This window comes from uncultured Shimia sp., from assembly GCF_947498095.1.
Taxonomy (GTDB): Bacteria; Pseudomonadota; Alphaproteobacteria; order Rhodobacterales; family Rhodobacteraceae; genus Shimia.
The window spans coordinates 68,056-86,135 of record NZ_CANMJE010000010.1 but is presented as its reverse complement, the minus strand read 5'-3'; the positions used below and the strand labels follow the sequence as shown (position 1 = coordinate 86,135).

General features: G+C 58.2%; 15 protein-coding genes. 8 read left to right on the top strand and 7 right to left on the bottom strand.

Translation table 11 applies throughout. From position 1 onward, the window contains the following. Both Q0932_RS16390 and deoC read right to left on the bottom strand, forming a co-directional pair. Positions 1–366 carry a hypothetical protein gene (locus Q0932_RS16390; RefSeq protein ID WP_299355578.1) on the bottom strand — a complete coding sequence of 122 codons (366 nt, stop codon included), beginning with the start codon at positions 364–366 and terminating at the stop codon, positions 1–3. Between the two features lie 6 nt (positions 367–372). Further along, the gene (gene deoC, locus Q0932_RS16385) at positions 373–1,365 is read right to left on the bottom strand and encodes a deoxyribose-phosphate aldolase (RefSeq protein ID WP_299355575.1); all 993 of its coding nucleotides are present in this window, start codon (positions 1,363–1,365) and stop codon (positions 373–375) included. Positions 1,366–1,552: 187 nt separating this feature from the next. Here deoC and Q0932_RS16380 point away from each other — a divergent pair, with 187 nt between their 5' ends. The 4 genes from Q0932_RS16380 to Q0932_RS16365 are packed head-to-tail and all read left to right on the top strand — an operon-like array spanning position 1,553 to position 5,469. Next, the gene (locus Q0932_RS16380) at positions 1,553–2,515 is read left to right on the top strand and encodes a zinc ABC transporter substrate-binding protein (RefSeq protein WP_299355572.1); all 963 of its coding nucleotides are present in this window, start codon (positions 1,553–1,555) and stop codon (positions 2,513–2,515) included. 15 nt (positions 2,516–2,530) lie between these two features. Then, positions 2,531–3,337, top strand: a complete 807-nt coding sequence (locus tag Q0932_RS16375) for a metal ABC transporter ATP-binding protein (protein ID WP_299355570.1) — start codon at positions 2,531–2,533, stop codon at positions 3,335–3,337. 3 nt (positions 3,338–3,340) lie between these two features. After that, positions 3,341–4,546 (top strand): metal ABC transporter permease, encoded by a 1,206-nt coding sequence (locus Q0932_RS16370; RefSeq protein WP_299355568.1) that lies wholly within the window; start codon positions 3,341–3,343, stop codon positions 4,544–4,546. Next, a complete protein-coding gene (locus tag Q0932_RS16365) occupies positions 4,543–5,469 on the top strand; it encodes a metal ABC transporter permease (protein ID WP_299355565.1) in 927 nt (308 codons plus the stop codon). Before Q0932_RS16370 ends, Q0932_RS16365 begins: the two co-directional genes overlap by 4 nt. Here Q0932_RS16365 and Q0932_RS16360 read toward each other — a convergent pair. Then, positions 5,466–6,401: a DMT family transporter gene (locus Q0932_RS16360; protein WP_299355562.1), complete on the bottom strand. Its 936-nt coding sequence runs from the start codon at positions 6,399–6,401 to the stop codon at positions 5,466–5,468. The genes Q0932_RS16365 and Q0932_RS16360 overlap by 4 nt on opposite strands. Positions 6,402–6,614: 213 nt before the next feature. Between Q0932_RS16360 and Q0932_RS16355 the strand changes: the two genes are divergently transcribed. After that, complete coding sequence (locus tag Q0932_RS16355) at positions 6,615–7,370, top strand: TIM barrel protein (protein ID WP_299355560.1); 756 nt, start codon at positions 6,615–6,617, stop codon at positions 7,368–7,370. A 6-nt stretch (positions 7,371–7,376) separates the two neighbouring features. Here the strand turns inward: Q0932_RS16355 and polA are convergent, their stop codons facing one another. After that, positions 7,377–10,187: a DNA polymerase I gene (gene polA, locus Q0932_RS16350; protein WP_299355557.1), complete on the bottom strand. Its 2,811-nt coding sequence runs from the start codon at positions 10,185–10,187 to the stop codon at positions 7,377–7,379. A 239-nt stretch (positions 10,188–10,426) separates the two neighbouring features. Here polA and Q0932_RS16345 point away from each other — a divergent pair, with 239 nt between their 5' ends. Both Q0932_RS16345 and Q0932_RS16340 read left to right on the top strand, forming a co-directional pair. Then, positions 10,427–11,482: a saccharopine dehydrogenase gene (locus Q0932_RS16345; protein WP_299355554.1), complete on the top strand. Its 1,056-nt coding sequence runs from the start codon at positions 10,427–10,429 to the stop codon at positions 11,480–11,482. Between the two features lie 12 nt (positions 11,483–11,494). Next, entirely contained in the window at positions 11,495–12,637 is a 1,143-nt protein-coding gene (locus Q0932_RS16340; protein ID WP_299355552.1) for a saccharopine dehydrogenase NADP-binding domain-containing protein, read from the top strand. A 118-nt stretch (positions 12,638–12,755) separates the two neighbouring features. Here Q0932_RS16340 and Q0932_RS16335 read toward each other — a convergent pair whose 3' ends face one another. The 3 genes from Q0932_RS16335 to mutL form a co-directional block, all read right to left on the bottom strand. Then, entirely contained in the window at positions 12,756–13,082 is a 327-nt protein-coding gene (locus Q0932_RS16335) for a DUF3775 domain-containing protein (protein WP_299355549.1), read from the bottom strand. A gap of 115 nt (positions 13,083–13,197) precedes the next feature. Then, a complete protein-coding gene (rmuC, locus tag Q0932_RS16330; protein WP_299355546.1) occupies positions 13,198–14,349 on the bottom strand; it encodes a DNA recombination protein RmuC in 1,152 nt (383 codons plus the stop codon). Then, complete coding sequence (gene mutL / locus Q0932_RS16325) at positions 14,346–16,205, bottom strand: DNA mismatch repair endonuclease MutL (protein ID WP_299355543.1); 1,860 nt, start codon at positions 16,203–16,205, stop codon at positions 14,346–14,348. Before mutL ends, rmuC begins: the two co-directional genes overlap by 4 nt. A 201-nt stretch (positions 16,206–16,406) precedes the next feature. Between mutL and Q0932_RS16320 the strand changes: the two genes are divergently transcribed. After that, entirely contained in the window at positions 16,407–18,080 is a 1,674-nt protein-coding gene (locus Q0932_RS16320) for a TIGR01244 family sulfur transferase (protein WP_299355540.1), read from the top strand.

The following is an 18,080-nucleotide window of genomic DNA, read 5'->3' as shown; positions in this document are numbered from 1 at the left end:
TCAGTACCCACATTTGAGTTGGGAAGTTTTAAGCTCAGAGCTCACATAAAAGATGCGCACGAGGGACACTGGCTTGCCAAGAAACCACTCGTTCTGGTCGTTTTGCTCGGGCACACCATAGGCAATATAGACGGACGCATCGTCGACAAAGGTCATGCGCCCCGGCTTGCCATCGACAAAGGCCGCCGTGTACTCGGATTTTCCATTGCTCCAGGTGAGCCCGGATTGGGAAACCGAAAGAGTAATGTCGCCCCGGTGACGCAGGCTCGCATTGCTCCACTCACCGCAGAACAGGGCCGGTTCGGCCAGCACAATGCCGGGCAAAGCCCAGAGCCCGCAGAGTGAGAGGAACAGGGTGCGCAGCATCGCGGATCAGCCCATCGCGTGGCGGTAGGTGGCGGAATAGGCGCCGGTCAGGTGGTGTTCCAGCTGGCGTTCGATGTCACCCAACAGCGACGAGGCGCCAAAGCGGAACAGGTCAGGCTGCAGCCAGCGATGGCCCAACTCATCCTTCATCAGCGCGAGATAGGTCACCGCATCCTTGGCCTTGGAGATTCCGCCCGCAGGCTTGTAGCCGACACGGTATCCGGTACGGTCATAATAGTCGCGGATCGCGCGGATCATCACGAGGCTGACGGGCAGGGTGGCATTGACGCTTTCCTTGCCGGTCGAGGTCTTGATGAAATCTGCCCCCGCCATCATGCAGACCAGAGAGGCGCGCGCCACATTGCGCAATGTTCCCAGTTCACCAGTGGCCAGGATCGCTTTGACATGCGCATCGCCACAAGCCTCGCGGAACGCCTTCATCTCTTCATACAAAGCCTGCCAGTTGCCCTGCAGCACGTGGCGACGGGTGATCACGATGTCGATCTCTTCCGCGCCCGCCTTGACGCTCTCGCGGATTTCTTCGACCCGCAAATGGAACGGCGACAGACCCGCGGGAAAGCCGGTCGAGACGGCGGCCACGGGAATGCCCGAACCTTTCAGCGCCTCAACGGCTGTCGGGATCATGTCGTGATAGACGCAGATCGCACCGGTGGTCAGACCTTCCATGCCCAGCGCTTGCAACATTTCCGCCCGCACGGGCTGGCGCCCCTTGGCACAGAGCCGCAGCACGCGGCCTTCGGTGTCATCGCCAGACAGCGTTGTCAGGTCGATGCAGGATATCGCCTTAAGCAGCCATGCGGCTTGGTAATCCTTCTTGACCGAACGCCGACCGGGCAAGGTTTTGGCCCGCCGTTCGATTGCCGACGTATTGGCCTGAGCGCGGCGCACCCAGTCCAGATCCAGGTCCATGCCTGGATTGCGGGGTTCAACAGTCTGCGGCAGTTGCAGGTCAGATGAAGTGGATGTCGGGGTCTGCATATCTCGCCCTATCTCAAAACAGAGTCCACCGTGTCACGCTCTGCCTGCCATTTCAAGGCGAGGCGTCGGGTCAATCGGCGTAAATTTGTCCAAATGGTCAACTTTAAATGAGAACTATTCTCAATTGCATTGACTTTCTTGCGAATGGCTCTCATATTCAAGTGCAACAGAGTATTGGAGCGATTCCATGCGCTTTTCGCGCCGTGACTTTATCAAGACCTCATTTGCCGGGGCTGCGGCGCTGGCAACGCCCGCACTGGCGATGGATAAGCTGACTGTTGTTGCCACGACGGGTATGATCGCAGATGCCGTGCGTCGGATCGGCGGAGACTTTGTCGAAGTTCAAGGATTGATGGGCGCGGGCGTCGACCCGCATTCTTATCGCCAGACCCGGTCTGACATCGTTGCAATGACCCGGGCCGACTTGGTTCTGTGGCACGGGCTATACCTCGAAGCACAGATGGAAGCCTTTCTGCAAAAGCTGGAAAAACGCGTCACAGTGCGTGCTGTCGCCGAAAACCTGCCGCGTGATCTTTTGCGTGCGCACCCGGACTATGACAGTAAGTTTGACCCCCACGTCTGGATGGTGCCTTCGATCTGGGTGCATTGCGTCAACGCGATCCGTGACGCAATGATCGACGTTCGTCCTGACATGGCCGGAACCTTTATGGCTAATGCCGAAGGGTTCGTCGGCGAGCTGGCTGAGCTTCAGTCTTACGCCGACACTGCCATCGCCACGGTGCCAGAACAGTCTCGTGTGCTGATCACCGCGCACGATGCGTTTAGCTATTTCGGTCGCGACTTTGGTTTTGATGTGCTGGGTATCCAAGGCATCTCGACCGAATCCGAGGCTGGCCTCAACCGTATCGGCGAGCTTGTTGACCTGTTGGTTGATCGTCAGATCGGTGCCGTATTTGTTGAAAGTTCGGTGTCTGATCGCAGCATCCGCGCACTCACCGAAGGGGCTGCGGCAAAAGGCCATGATGTCATTATCGGCGGAGAGTTGTTCTCTGACGCGATGGGCCAGGATGGCACCTACGAAGGCACATATCTCGGCATGATTGACCACAACGTGACCGTGATCGCCAATGCGCTGGGCGGCAACGCACCTGCGCGCGGTATGGCAGGCAAGCTGTCCGCCGGGTTTTGATGAGGGTTTGAGTTGATGTCACTGGAACTTGCAGCAAATCAAGGCACCGCCCCGATCGCCGATCAGGTGGACGACAGCCCCTTGGCCATTCGCGGCATGACCGTGTCTTACGGTCAAAAACCGGTGGTGTTCTCTGTGGACATGACCGTAACCCAAGGGGCAATGACCGCGATTGTTGGCCCGAACGGAGCGGGTAAATCGACCCTGCTCAAGGCGGCTCTGGGCATTGTCAAACCCTTGTCCGGCCAGTCGATGATCTATGGCCAGTCGCTCAAGTCACAGCGCCATCGAATTGCATATGTCCCGCAACGCGCCAGCGTTGACTGGGATTTTCCAACCCGCGTGATCGATGTGGTCCTGATGGGTCTTTATCGTGAACTTGGCCTGTTGCGCCGGATCCGCCCTCGGCATCACGACAAGGCCATGGCCTGTCTGGACCGCGTCGGCATGACAGACTTTGCCGAGCGTCAGATTGGCCAGCTTTCCGGTGGCCAGCAACAACGGGTATTTCTTGCCCGTGCTTTGGCGCAAGAAGCCGACCTATATTTGTTGGATGAGCCTTTTGCGGGTGTCGACGCCGCCACGGAAAAAGCCATCATCTCGGTCCTGAAAGGGCTGCGTGATGAGGGCAAAACCGTTGTCGCCGTGCACCATGATCTATCCACTGTAAACGAATACTTTGACCGTGTTTTCATGATCAACACCCGCAAGATCGCCGAAGGTTCTGTGGCTGAGGCCTTTACCGCGGCCAACCTTGAAAAGACCTATGGCGGGCGGTTGGTCACTGGCCAGATCGACCAACTGGATCTGGCGGCTGGCTAAGCCATGCTTTGGGAAGCTCTGTTCTTGCAGCTTGGCTATAACGCCACGCTGGTGACGCTTGGCGCCTGTTTTCTAGGGGTTGCCGCGGGTGTCACGGGCACATTCCTGTTTTTACGCAAACGCGCGCTGGTCAGCGATGCGATCAGCCATGCCACCCTTCCGGGTGTGGCGTTGGCGTTCATCGTCATGGTGACATTTGGCGGAGATGGGCGACACCTGATCGGTCTGCTTTTGGGATCAGCGGCGTCCGCAGGTATCGGCTTACTCTGTGTCAGTTGGCTGACCCGCTACACGCGCCTTGCGGAGGATGCTGCCATTGGGGCCGTGCTGTCGGTGTTCTTTGGATTTGGCATCGTGCTGCTGACCATCATCCAATCCATGTCGGCCGGGCGGCAGGCGGGGCTGGAAGGTTTCCTTTTGGGCTCAACCGCTGGCATGCTGTGGAGTGACGCAATCGTCATCCTGATCGGCGGCCTCGCCACGCTGGCACTCGTGTTGGCGTTTCGTCGACCCATGAGCCTTGTGGCCTTTGATCCCGAGTTTGCAGCGGCCAACGGCATGAACGTCGCACGCATTGATCTGTTGATCATGGGATTGGCGATGGCAGTCACTGTTGTCGGGCTCAAGATTGTCGGACTGATCCTGATCGTCGCCATGCTGATCATTCCACCGGTCACCGCGCGGTTCTGGACGGACCGAACAGATCACGTTTCTCTGATCTCTGGCATTGTGGGCGGTGTGTCAGGCTACGTCGGGGCCGGTCTTTCGGCGTCGGCACCAAACGTGCCAACGGGGCCCATCATCGTTCTTGTCAGCTTTGCCCTGTTTTGCGTGGCCTTGTTCTTTGCGCCCAATCGCGGCGTGCTGGCTGCGGTTCTGCGTCACTTTCGGTTTCAGCATCGTGTGCACATGCGTCAGGGCTTGTTGGCGCTGGCACAGGGACAGCCCATTTATGAGAAGCTCACCCTGCGGCTTTTGCAACGCGCCGGTCTGGCGCGCCCAGATGGTGTTGCAACCGAGGCAGGGCGCGCCCGTGCCGCCAAGGCGCTCAGAGATGAGAAACGTTGGGAAGTTGTGCGCGCAGATCAAGCCTTTGAAGGCGCCGCCGCGCTATATGATGGCCTCCGCGAGATCGAAACCGTGCTGACTCAGGACCAGATCACCGAGATTGATCACCGCATTGGTGGGCCCGCCGGGGTGCCGACATGAACGGCGCCGAGTTTGTTCCGCTTTCCCTGCCTCCACTATTAATCGGCGTCTTTGCCGCGATTGCCTGTGCGTTGCCGGGCAACTTTCTGGTCCTTCGCAAACAGGCGCTGATCGGAGATGCAATCAGTCACGTAGTCTTGCCGGGTATCGTTGTCGCTTTTCTGATCACAGGGTCCGTCAGTACCTGGCCAATGATGATCGGTGCTGCTGGCGCATCGATCATAGCCGTCGTTTTGATCGAAGCGATCCGTCGGCTCGGACGTATCGAGCCGGGGGCGGCAATGGGTGTTGCCTTTACGGCGATGTTCGCTGCTGGCGTGCTGTTGCTGGAACAGTCTGATACATCGTCCGTGCACCTTGATGTTGAGCACGCGCTCTATGGCAATCTTGAAAGCTTGATCTGGCTGGATGCCCTGGGGTGGCAAAGCCTCTGGGACCCTGTGGCGCTGGCCGGGTTGCCCCCGGAACTGATCCGCATGTCAGCGACGCTTGTGGCCGTGTCTGCCTTTGTCTGGATTTTCTGGCGACCGCTCAAGATTTCTACATTTGATGAGGGTTTCGCGCGGACATTGGGTATGCGCACTAATCTCTTGGGCTTGGCATTGGTCGCCGTGGCGGCGATTGCAGCCGTCGCCGCCTTTGATGCGGTCGGGTCCATTATCGTGATTGCGATGTTCATTTGCCCGCCAGCCGCTGCGCGGCTGATGACCAACCGTCTCGAGGCGCAAATCATGTGGAGCATTGTGTTCGCCACACTCAGTGCCGTGCTAGGGTATCTGGCCGCTGGCTTCGGTCCGCAGATGCTCGGATTTAGCAACGCTGTCAGCGCTGCGGGTATGATCGCGACGGTGTCGGGTCTCATTCTTGCCCTGACCGCGGTTTTCGGCCCGTGTCGTAAGCGGCTTGGGGCGCCGGCGGTCTAGCGTTTTCTGCGCGGAGGTTTTTGCGCCACGATGACTCCGGCAATTACGATTGCCGCCCCCAATGCTTTTGTCCAGTTCCAGCCAGACCCCACGGTGAGCATGATCACCATGACATAAAACGATGCGACGTTGATATGAAACGAGGCCACGGCAACGCCCAGACGTCCAACGCTGGCGATCCACATCACTTGGCTCAAGGCCATGCCCGCAACGGCATAGAGCGCCAACAGCCAGATTTGCTGGGCATCGATCACGCGAGTTGGAAGCACCTCCACCCCGGCCATGTGCGACGCAAACAATGCGGCAGACGTGAACACCAATCCGCCAACCAGTGTCACGGTTGAGCGCCCAATCTCTGACAAATGCCGCAGGTCGCGCACCGTATAAAGGCTTCCGAACACAAAAAGAAAACAGGACGTAATGGCCGCAATAGCACCGAGGCCCAGATTGCCTACGGTGCCAGCGCCGACAGCCACAATGCCGCCAACCACCGAGGCGGCCAATCCCGTCAGAAACGCAGTGGTCATGCGGCGCGTGCCGTTGGCGACTTCGACGATAGCAGCCGCGACAGGGCAGGCGGATGCGATAATCGCGACGGTCACGGCGTCGGTCAGGCTTTGAGCAACCAACAACAAAAAGGCACCAAGACCAAAGGTTAAACCGCCAACCACGGTTCCACGGCCCCATCGCACACTCGCCAAGGGGCGTAGCCCGTCCCGCATCACCCAGAGGATCATCAAAAACGCCACGGCAAAAGCGAAACGTGCGGTGATGAGCGCCAGGGGCGGCCAGCTGACCAAGAGGAATTCAGCGGCAGGAAATCCGCAGGCCCAGGTCAGCATCGAGGCCATGCCCAAGGCATTTCCAGACATAACCTGACTGTTGCGCCGGGTGGTATCAAACCCAGCGGCATCGGGGCCTGTCACTGACATTCCCAAATCCTTCAATACGAATCAGAAACAGGCCGTGAATTTGACCCGGTGGCAAAAAAGTGGATTAGAATGGCGGCCTGATCTGTTCCATTTTCGACACCGTGTCGCATTTCGACGTTCTGCGTCATTCGTCCGTGTTCCGACGCCAACTAACGTCAGCTTTCACTTGACGCCAATTCACGTCAGGCATACAGGGACGCGAACGGAAACAAAATGCCTAAGTTTGCAGCCAATATTAGTATGCTTTTTACCGAGTTGCCGTTTCTTGAACGGATCTCGGCTGCGAAGTCTGCAGGGTTCGAAGCTGTCGAAATCCTGTTTCCCTATGATATTTCAGCCCGAGACATCCTGGCCGCGCTTCAGGCGGCCAATATGCCCCTTGCCCTGATTAATACGCCGCCTCCCAACTGGACGGGCGGAGACCGGGGGTTTGCCGCCATACCAGACGGGCAGGATCGTTTTCGCCATGATTTTCGACGCGCCCTGCGGTACGCCGATGTGACGGGCGCGGCGATGATCCATGTGATGGCTGGGATCGCTTCCGGGGACAACGCCCGCGACACGATGGTCGAGAACCTGCGTTGGGCGACAGAGTTTGCCCCCAAACAAAAAATCACGATCGAGCCGATCAACACCATCGATATGCCAGGGTACTTCCTGAACGATTTCGACCTTGCGGCCGAGATCCTGGACGCGGTCTCTGCCCCGAACCTTGCCCTTCAGTTCGACGCCTACCACGCGCATATGATCACCGGCGATATCATGGGGTCATGGTCCAAACATGGGCACCGCGCCGGGCATATCCAGATTGCAGGTGCTCCCGGACGTCGCGAGCCGCAGACCGGTGACGTGGACTATACCGAGTTCTTCAACCAACTAAATGCGCAAGGCTACCGTGGGTTTGTCAGCGGTGAATACCATCCCGCAGGCGAAACGGCCAAAGGCTTGCGTTGGTTGACGCTGGGTTAAATTTCGTTAGTGGGCTTCAGCCCAGTTCTGTCCTTGCCCGGCATCCACGATCAGTGGCACGTCCAATTTGACGGCGGGGTCGGCCGCGCCCTGCATGATGTCGCGCGCGACGTCTATGGTTTCTTCCACTGCGTCATTCTCGACCTCAAAGATCAACTCGTCATGCACCTGCAACAGCATCTTGGCGGGCAAATGCGCAATCGCGTCCGGCATTCGGATCATCGCGCGCCGGATGATGTCGGCCGCCGTGCCTTGAATAGGGGCGTTGATCGCCGCACGTGACGCAAATCCGGCATGGGGTCCCTTGGCGTTGATCTGCGGCATATGAATTTTCCGCCCGAACAATGTCTGCACATAGAGGTTCTCTTTGGCAAACGCCTTGGTCTCATCCATGTAGGTGCGAATGCCGGGGAAACGCTCAAAATATCGATTGATAAAGTCCTGCGCCTCGCCGCGCGGAATACGTAGGTTGCGCGCCAAACCAAAGCCCGAGATGCCATAGATCACACCAAAGTTGATCGCCTTGGCGCGACTGCGCACGTCCGGCGTCATCTCGTCCAACGGCACATCGAACATCTCACTCGCCGTCATGGCATGAATGTCCTGCCCCTCGCGGAACGCCTGTTTCAGCGCGTCGATATCGGCGATATGCGCGAGGATGCGCAACTCGACCTGACTATAGTCGAGGCTGATCAGAGTCTTGCCCGGCTCTGCGATAAACGCCTCACGGATGCGGCGGCCTTCTTCAGAGCGTACGGGGATGTTTTGCAAGTTCGGGTCAGTGGACGCTAGTCGCCCGGTGTTCGCGCCAGTTTGCACGTAAGAGGTATGCACGCGACCCGTGTCGGGGTTGATGTGGTCCTGCAACGCGTCCGTATAGGTGCTTTTCAGCTTCGACAATTGCCGCCAATCCAAGACCCGTGCGGGCAGGTCATGTTCGGTCGCCAAGTCTTCCAGAACATCCGCCCCGGTCGAGTATTTTCCGTTTTTTCCCAGCTTGCCGCCCTCAAGCCCCATCTTGTCGAACAGGATCTCGCCCAATTGCGCCGGGCTGCCGACATTGAAATTCTCACCGGCCAACTCGTGAATCTCAGCCTCAAGCCCAGCCATTTTCTGGGCAAATGCATTGGACATACGGCTGAGCGTATCTCGATCCACTTTGATGCCGTGCATCTCCATCTCGGCCAGAACAGGGGACAACGGGCGCTCCAACGTCTCATAGACAGTGGTGACGTGTTCCTGATGCAATTGAGGCTTGAACTTCTGCCACAGGCGCAGGGTGATATCCGCGTCTTCAGCTGCGTATTTCACCGCGTCCTCAATCGGAACCCGGTCAAAAGTGATGGCTGACTTTCCGGTTCCCAAAAGCGTTTTGATCGAAATCGGCTGATGCGACAGGTACAATTCTGACAGCGCGTCCATGCCATGCCGGTTCAACCCAGCCTGCAGCGCGTAAGACATCAACATGGTGTCATCGATGGGGGCGACCGAAACGCCATAGCGTTTGAAGATCTTGCAGTCATACTTGGCGTTCTGGAACACCTTCATGATCGCAGGGTCTTCCAGCATCGGCTTAAGCACGTCCAGGACCTCGTCGACGCTCAACTGACCCTCTGCCAACTCTTCGCTGCCAAACAGATCATCTGCCGCGCCCTTTTTGTGCGCGACGGGGATGTAACAGGCCTCGCCCGGCTCCACTGACAGGCACACGCCCACCAAATCCACGATCATCTCGTCCAGTCCGGTGGTTTCGGTGTCCACCGCGACATAGCCACGAGCGGTTGCCTTGGCGACCCAGTCTTCCAGCCGCGCGCGGTCCTTGACCCACTCATAGGCGTCGGCGTTAAAGGGCAAGTCTTCGGGGGTGTCTACTGCTCCTGCCTCTGGGTTCTTTGCAGGCGCGTCCGGGATCACCGGGGCCTCAACGCCCAGTTGGTCAGCAATGCGTTTAGACAGCGTGCGGAACTCCATCTCAGCAAGAAAATTCATCAATTCTTCCGAGACTGGGTCCTGCACCTCAAGGTCTTCCAGAGCAAAATCCAAATCCATTTCGCAGTCCAATTGCACCAGCCGCTTGGACATCTCGATCTGCTCGCGCTTTTCGATCAGCGTCTCACGCCGCTTGGGCTGTTTGATCTCTCCGGCCCGGTCCAGCAGCGTTTCCAGATCGCCGTATTCGTTGATCAACAAAGCTGCCGTTTTGATTCCGATCCCTGGCGCTCCGGGTACGTTGTCGACGCTGTCGCCGGCCAATGCCTGCACATCCACAACACGCTCTGGTCCGACGCCAAACTTTTCGTGTACCCCGTCACGATCGATGCGCTTGTTCTTCATCGCGTCCAGCATTTCGACGCCACCACCCACAAGCTGCATCAGGTCTTTGTCGGAAGAGATGATTGTACAGCGCCCCCCTGCGTCGCGCGCCTGACAGGCCAGCGTGGCGATAATGTCGTCGGCCTCGAACCCTTCAATCTCTTTGCAGGCGATGTTGAACGCCTTGGTCGCCTCGCGAGTCAGCGGCATCTGCGGACGCAAATCTTCTGGCATTGCTTCGCGATTGGCTTTGTAGAGAGGGTACATGTCGTTTCGAAACGTATGGCTGCCCTTGTCAAAAATCACCGCAACGTGGGTCGGTGCGTCTGGGCCGGTGTTGCCCTCAACATACCGCTGCAGCATGTTGCAGAATCCGGCCACGGCTCCGATTGGCAACCCGTCGGATTTCCGGGTTAACGGTGGCAGCGCGTGATAGGCGCGAAAGATAAACGCAGACCCATCGATGAGGTGCAGATGGCAGCCCTTGCCAAACCCTGTGTCCATGTCGCGCGTCTCCCCGTTTTGTTCTCGTACTTCTTGCCACGCTCGGAGAGATGGTTCCACCACAATTCGGTGGCGGGCCCCGGCGTTTTGTTGACCAAACACTAAATACAAAACGGCATTTCGGGGTCGGACATTCTGTACAAAACAATACAAACCCGGAGATTTAGACTGGTTCTCAGCCCTCTTGCCATTCCCCTGACCCGATGCTTTACCTTTCGCGTCAGATTTGAGGGATCACCATGACTCACCTTTGGGTACGCGCCGAACAGCGGCCAAACGAACAGCGCGTCGGCCTGACGCCAGATGGGGCTAAGGCCCTGATTGATAAGGGCATTCGCGTAACGGTCGAAGAAAGCTCGGTTCGCGCCATTCCGCTTGCGGGTTACGAGGCCGCAGGATGTGAGATTGCGCCTGAAAACAGCTGGCCTGATGCCCCGCTGGACGCGATCATTTTTGGTCTCAAGGAATTGCCCGAAGACGGTACTCCCTTGCCGCACAGGCACATTATGTTTGGACACGCATTCAAAGGTCAACACTCTGGGATCGCTCTATTAAATCGCTTCAAAGAGGGTGGTGGGACGCTTTATGATCTCGAATACCTTGTGGATGAAACAGGTCGTCGTGTCGCTGCGTTTGGATATTGGGCAGGCTACGCCGGCGCTGCTGTGACCCTTAAATCCTGGGTCGCTCAGCGACAGGGAAAACTGTGCGGTCCCGTTGACGTCTACAAAGACAAAGACGCGTTGCTCGATGACCTTGGGCTTGACCTGGACAACCTCAGCGTCGACCTGCCCTCTGCCATCGTGATCGGTGCTCTGGGCCGCGTTGGCACCGGGGCTGCGGACCTGTTGGAAACGCTGGGTGTCGCGGTCACGAAATGGGACATGGCCGAAACCGCCAGTGGTGGACCTTTCCCGGAAATCCTTGCCCATGATATCTTTATGAACTGCATCTTTGCACGTCCCGGCACGCCGGTTTTTGTACCGCAAGACGCCAAAACAGCAATGCGTCAGCTGACGGCCATCGGTGATGTCGCCTGTGACCCAGACAGCGATTACAATCCGGTTCCCGTCTATGACGAGGCGACCTCTTGGCAGGCGCCTGCCCTGCGCGTGCATGACGCGCCCGTGCTTGACGTCATGGCCATCGACAACTTGCCTTCGATGCTACCCGCGGAATCCTCTGAGGATTACGCCGAGCAACTCTTGCCGACGCTCATGAAACTCGATGACTTGTCAGATGGGGTTTGGATTCGCGCCGAAGCTGATTTTATCAAACATTCCAATGCTCTCTAAGGAGGACGCAAAATGACTATCCACTGGTGTGGCACCGGCCTTTCGGCCATTCCCGGCCTGCGTCGCCTGATCGATTCAGGGCATGACGTCACAGTCTGGAACCGGACTGTCGCGAAAGCGAAAGAAACTGTTGGAGATATTGCCAAGGATATCCGCGCTTTTGACATCGAGTCTCTTGGGGCCGTTCTGGCCAAAGACGATGTGGTCATTTCAATGCTGCCTGGCGATTGGCATGTACCACTAGCTGAGCTTTGCATCTCTAAGGGCGCAAACTTTGTGTCTTCGTCTTACATAGCGCCTGAAATGAAGGCTCTCGATGACGCCGCCCGCGAGGCCGGTGTGACCTGCGTGAATGAGGTTGGATTGGACCCGGGCATAGACCATCTGATGGCCCATGCGCTTATTGCTGATTACAAAGCATCGCCCGCCTATGACGTGTCGAACACAATTTCCTTCATCAGCTATTGTGGCGGCGTGCCGAAACACCCCAACCCGTTTCGTTACAAGTTCAGTTGGTCACCATTGGGCGTACTGAAAGCGCTGCGCTCGCCTTCGCGCTCGATCCGCGATCATGCACCGCTTGATGTGGCCCGCCCTTGGGACGCGATTTCCTCTTATGTTGCACCGCTTCCCGCTCCGGAAAGTTTTGAGGTTTATCCGAACCGCGATTCGATTCCTTTCATGGAGGACTACAAGTTCGATCCCGACTGGACAGTTAAGGAATTCGTGCGCGGGACCCTGCGCCTGAACGGTTGGGCCGAGGCTTGGGGCAGTGTCTTTGAAGAAATTGAGACCCTATCGGGCCCAGAGGGCGACGCCCGTCTCAAGGAGATGTCAGACCAGTTCTGGGCTGAGAATGCTTACGACGAAGGAGAGCCAGATCGGGTGATCCTCTGTGTTGGCCTCAAAGCTGAGAAAGACGGACAAGAGGTCTGGCACAAGACCTATGCCATGGACGCTTGGGGCGATGACCGCGGCACCGCGATGGCGCGCCTCGTGTCGATCCCGGTTTCACTGGCCGTCGAGGCTGTGTTGAATCGCCAAATCCCCGCCGGTGTACATGCCGCGCCCAGTGACCCAGCGTTGTTCACGACATGGCTGGCTGAGATTGACAAGCTTGCCCAGCATTTGCAGGTGGTTGACCATCTTTCATAGCGTTTCGTAGGTTGGGCAATCTTGTCTGACCTACCTATTTCTTTGCACCATCACGTCTTGTTAAAAACAAAAAAGCCGCGGTTCACACCGCGGCATTTTCATGTTGTGTGGGGGAGAATTAGCCCCGCCGCATCAAATCGTCTTCTTCGTCAGTCAAAGACATGCCAAGCGCTTCCATGCCATTCTCCAAATGGTCCGAAAGATGCGGCGACCCCAAAAGGTAATCTGCTGTCGGAGCCGTTGCCTCGGCTTTGGCGGTTGCTATCGCTTCGGCCAGTTCCTCGGCATCAAAGCTGTCGCGACCAATCCACATAACAGCGACTAGGCTGGCTTGTTCATCCTCGTTCAGACGATCCACGAAGCCCCGCAGTTCACCTTCGGCGCGGTTCAGCTCACGCGACATCAGCACGACCTGTGCGACTTTCCACGGCGAGATTTCAAGCATTTGAGGGCCTCCAAATTGTCCTGTGCGCTCCTATTTCACAGAGAAGTATGCACGCCGTCCTTGATCTCGCGCAATTGAGAATACCTTGAGACCCGCATCTCAATTGCTGAATGTGTTAGGTTTCAGGCTTGGTCAACGGCACAACTTTGTCGTCTTCCGGGGCCAATTCCTCAAAGTCAAAATTGTCCAGCCGCCGGGCCCGTCGCCCGGCTTTGTCCGAGCTGATCTTGATCTCAGAGATATCCTTGGCGGCCTGTCCGAAGTGCCGGTCGAGGTTTTCAACTCGCGTTCCCAGGCGCTCGACATCCGCGTACAATAGCCCCAGCTCGCGCCGGATTGCGCCCGCTTGCTCGCGCATGCGTGCATCCTTCAGGATCGCGCGCATGGTGTTCAGCGTTGCCATGCAGGTGGTCGGTGACACGATCCAGACCCGCGCTGCAAATCCCTCACGCACCAGTTCCGGGAAATTCGCATGCAGCTCGGCGTAGACTGCTTCTGACGGCAGGAACATCAACGCACCATCTGCGGTTTCACCATCGAGGATGTATTTCTCGGAGATTGCCTTGATATGTGCCTTGACTGAGGTGCGCAGCATGCGTGCGGCCTCGTTCAACTCGGCTTGCGTGGTCGCGTTGCGCAGCGCCTCATAAGCTTCCAGCGGAAACTTTGAATCGATGACGATGGGGCCGGGTGGGTTGGGCAGATGAATCAGACAATCAGCCCGCTTCCCATTCGAAAGCGTATGCTGCAGCGCATATGAATCCTTGGGCAACGCCTTGCCCACGATGTCATTAAGCTGGATTTCCCCAAACGCCCCACGCGTCTGCTTGTTCGACAGGATGTCCTGCAAAGACAAGACATCGCCGGACAGCTTGGTGATGTTTTCCTGCGCTTTGTCGATGGTCTTCAGTCGCTCCTGCAATTCACCCAAACTGTGGGCTGTGCGTCGGGAAGACCCTTGCAGGTTCTCGTTCATCTTCTCGCTGACCTGCGCCAGGCGTTTTTCCATCAATTGAAGCATGCTGGTCTGCGAGGCCGCCTGCGCTTCGGAGACATGGGTCAACCCACCAGCAAGCTGTTGCTGCCCGTCCGACAACATCTGTACCCGCGCTGCAACAGCACCCATCTGCTGCGCCAAAGGTTCCGCCAGCCGCGCCGAGCGTCCTGCGGCGCGCACCGCGAGGATCAACAGCACGATCACTACGGCGGCAATCCCTAATGCCACCAGTTCCGGTGCCTCAAGCGTCGTATCTGCAATCGTAATCATGACCGTCCAAACAGCTTTTCAATATCGGCGAGCTTTAGTTCCACGTAAGTAGGCCTCCCGTGGTTGCATTGCCCCGAGTGAGGCGTTGCCTCCATCTCACGCAAGAGCGCGTTCATTTCATCCGCCCGCATGCGCCGCCCGGAACGGATTGAGCCGTGACAGGCCACGCGGCTCAGGATTGCTTCGATGCGGGCCTGCACGAGGTTGCTTTCGCCCTGATCGTCCAGCTCGTCCAAGATGTCGAGGATCATGGCGCGCGCGTTGACTTCGCCAAGGATCGCAGGGGTTTCGCGCACCGCGACGGCCCCGCCGCCAAAGGCTTCGATGGTCAAACCAAACTTTGACAAGTCTTCAGACACCGCCAGCAATCGCGCGCAATCACCGTCGCTAAGGTCGACAATCTCAGGGATCAACAATGCCTGCGCGGCGACACCGTTCTCGGCCATCTGGTTTTTCAGCTTTTCATAAACCAGACGTTCATGCGCGGCGTGCTGGTCGACGATGACCATGCCGTCCTGCGTCTGTGCCACGATGTAGTTCTCATGCACCTGCGCCCGAGCCGCACCGAGAGGCAGGCGTTCGGCCAGTATCTCTTCACTCCCCTGTGGAATGTTTTCAACTACAGACTCTACTCGTGCACTGAACTCACCTGAAAATTCAGCGAACCCGTTTTCCTGGTCAGGGGCTTGCGCTGCATAGCCGGCGGTGCGGGCGCCAAGCGACGGACGATCCATCTGATAGACCCGCGCCTGCCCGGTGGCCTCAGGGCGGAACGCGCCCAGCGTTGCATCGGCAACAGTTGTGGACGCGCGGTGCCCAGCTTCGGCCAAAGCATGACGCAGAGCGCTGACGATCAATCCGCGTGCGAGACCTGGATCGCGGAACCGCACTTCGGATTTCGCCGGGTGCACGTTTACATCGACAAGATGAGGATCACATTCAATGAACAGCGCCGCGGCCGGGTGGCGGTCGCGGCTGAGGAAATCGAAATAGGCGGCTCTGAGTGCCCCCAAGAGCATCTTGTCTTTGACAGGGCGGCCATTCACGAACAGGTACTGGGCCGTGGAAGACCCACGCGAATAGGTCGGCAGCGCGGCATATCCTGTCAGATGCAGTCCTTCGCGTGGGGCATCGATCCGCAGGGCGTTTTCGGCAAATTCAGCCCCCAGTATTCGCGCCAGACGTCCGTGCAACGCGTCAAACAGATCACCACTTTCTGCGTCAGCACGAAAGGTCACTCGTCCGTCACCGCCGCCGGAAACATCGCGGAGAACAAAGCGCACGAACGGCTCTGCCATGGCCAACCGTTTGATCACATCGGTGATGGCTTGTGCCTCGGCCCGGTCGCTGCGCATGAACTTGAGCCGCGCGGGCGTGGCGTAAAACAGATCGCGCAGCTCCACGATGGTGCCACCGCTCAAGGCCGCAGGTTTCACCGGCCCCATGGAGCCGCCCTCAACCGTGATAGCAGAGGCATCACCTCCCTCAATCCGGCTTGTAATTGTCAGCCGCCCAACAGCACCCAGTGAGGGTAGGGCCTCGCCCCGAAAGCCAAAGGTGTGAATGTCCAGAAGATCACTGCCGTCGATCTTTGACGTGGCATGGCGCGACAGCGCCAGCTGCAGGTCGGCGCCTGCAATGCCGCAGCCGTCATCGGTCACTCGGATCAGTGTCTTGCCGCCATCGGCATAGGCCACTTCAATCCGCCGTGCGCCTGCATCCAAAGCGTTTTCCACCAATTCCTTCACGGCAGACGCAGGGCGCTCCACCACTTCGCCGGCCGCAATGCGGTTGATGGCGGCATCATCCAATTGACGGATAACGGGGCGATTTTCGCTTATTTGGTGGTCGGGCATGGGCATACCGCAAAACCTAGCATGTTCTCGTTTGATTCTGCCACTGACATTCGCGGTTAACACGCGGCTTTCCTGCGGCCGCCTGCGACCATGCGTCTCTTGGAACTGTGTCCCTTGGTCACGGGGGGTGATCTATGGTGTTGTGACTGTTTGGTTTATGATCCGCGCGACTTTTGACCCGGCCCGTAAGAGGACTGCCCTATGGACGCTCGCAAGATTTCCGACCAGATTTCCGTCTCGCCTCAAATCACGCCCGATGACATGGCCGAGGTCGCGCGGCTTGGGTTCCGATCGATCATTTGTAACCGCCCGGACGGTGAAGGCCCCGACCAGCCGACCTTTGACGAAGTCGAGGACGCGGCGGAAAAGGCTGGTCTCACCTGCCAGTACATGCCGGTGATCTCGGGCAAGGTGACGGATGAAGATGCCGAAGCCTTTGGCAAGGCGCTGATGGAGCTGCCAGGGCCGGTCTTTGCCTATTGCCGAACAGGTACGCGCTGCGCAACGCTCTGGTCACTGGCACAGGCCAAGTCGATGGACTCAGCGCAGATTCTCGAGGCCACGCAGAACGCCGGGTATGACATGGCAGGTGTGGTGCGTCGCATCGTTAACGGTGGCAAAACCCCGACCGACAGTGCCGATGCGGCCTTTGACATCGTCATTGTGGGTGGAGGGGCCGCCGGAATCGCCGTGGCCTCGTCCCTGAAGTCGCGCCGTCCGGGTTTGGACATCGCCGTGGTCGATCCCGCCGACATCCACTATTACCAACCTGGCTGGACCATGGTCGGCGGCGGCATCTTTGACGCCGAAACCACGGCCAAGACCATGGGATCACTGATCCCCTCAGGTGTGCATTGGCTAAAGTCGGCCGTTGCCGCGTTTGAGCCCAAGGACAATGCCGTGATCCTCGATGGCTGCCGCGTAGTGAAATACAACCGTCTGATCGTGTGTCCGGGGCTCAAGCTGAACTGGAACGGGGTCGAGGGTCTGGTTGAGACGCTGGGCAAGAACGGCGTGACGTCGAACTACCGCTACGATCTCGCGCCCTATACTTGGGAACTGGTCAAGGGCATGAAAAAGGGTCGCGCGCTGTTCACGCAACCGCCGATGCCAATCAAATGCGCCGGCGCCCCGCAAAAGGCGCTCTATCTCTCGGCCAGCAACTGGAAGAAAACGGGTGTTCTGAAAGACATCGATATCCAGTTCATGAATGCCACACCCGTGCTGTTCGGGATCAAGGACTATGTCCCGGCCCTCATGGACTATGTCGAGCGCTACAACGCTGATCTCAACTTCCATCACAACCTTATTTCCGTAGATGGCCCGGCCAAACAGGCGACCTTTGAGGTCACCAAACCCGACGCCGAACCAGAGACGATCACGACCGAGTTCGACATGATGCACGTTTGCCCACCCCAAATCGCGCCGGACTTTATCCGCGTGTCGCCCTTGGCGGATGCGGCGGGTTGGATCGACGTCGACCAATCCACCCTGCGCCACAAAGAGTTCGACAACATCTGGTCACTCGGAGACGTGATGAACGCCCCCAACGCCAAGACTGCCGCCGCGGCCCGCGCGCAGGCGCCGGTTGTGGCCGAGAACCTGATCGACGACATCGATGGCAAATCCCCAACTGCGATCTATAACGGCTATGGCTCCTGCCCGCTGACAGTCGAGCGTGGCAAGATCGTGCTGGCAGAGTTCGGATATGGCGGTACTTTGCTGCCGACCTTCCCCAAGTGGCTGGTTGATGGCACCAAGCCCACCCGTCGCGCTTGGATCCTGAAAGAGCAGATCCTGCCACCGATCTATTGGAAGGCCATGCTGCGCGGCAAGGAATGGCTCGCTAAACCCGAGAAAGTCTCGGCCAAATGA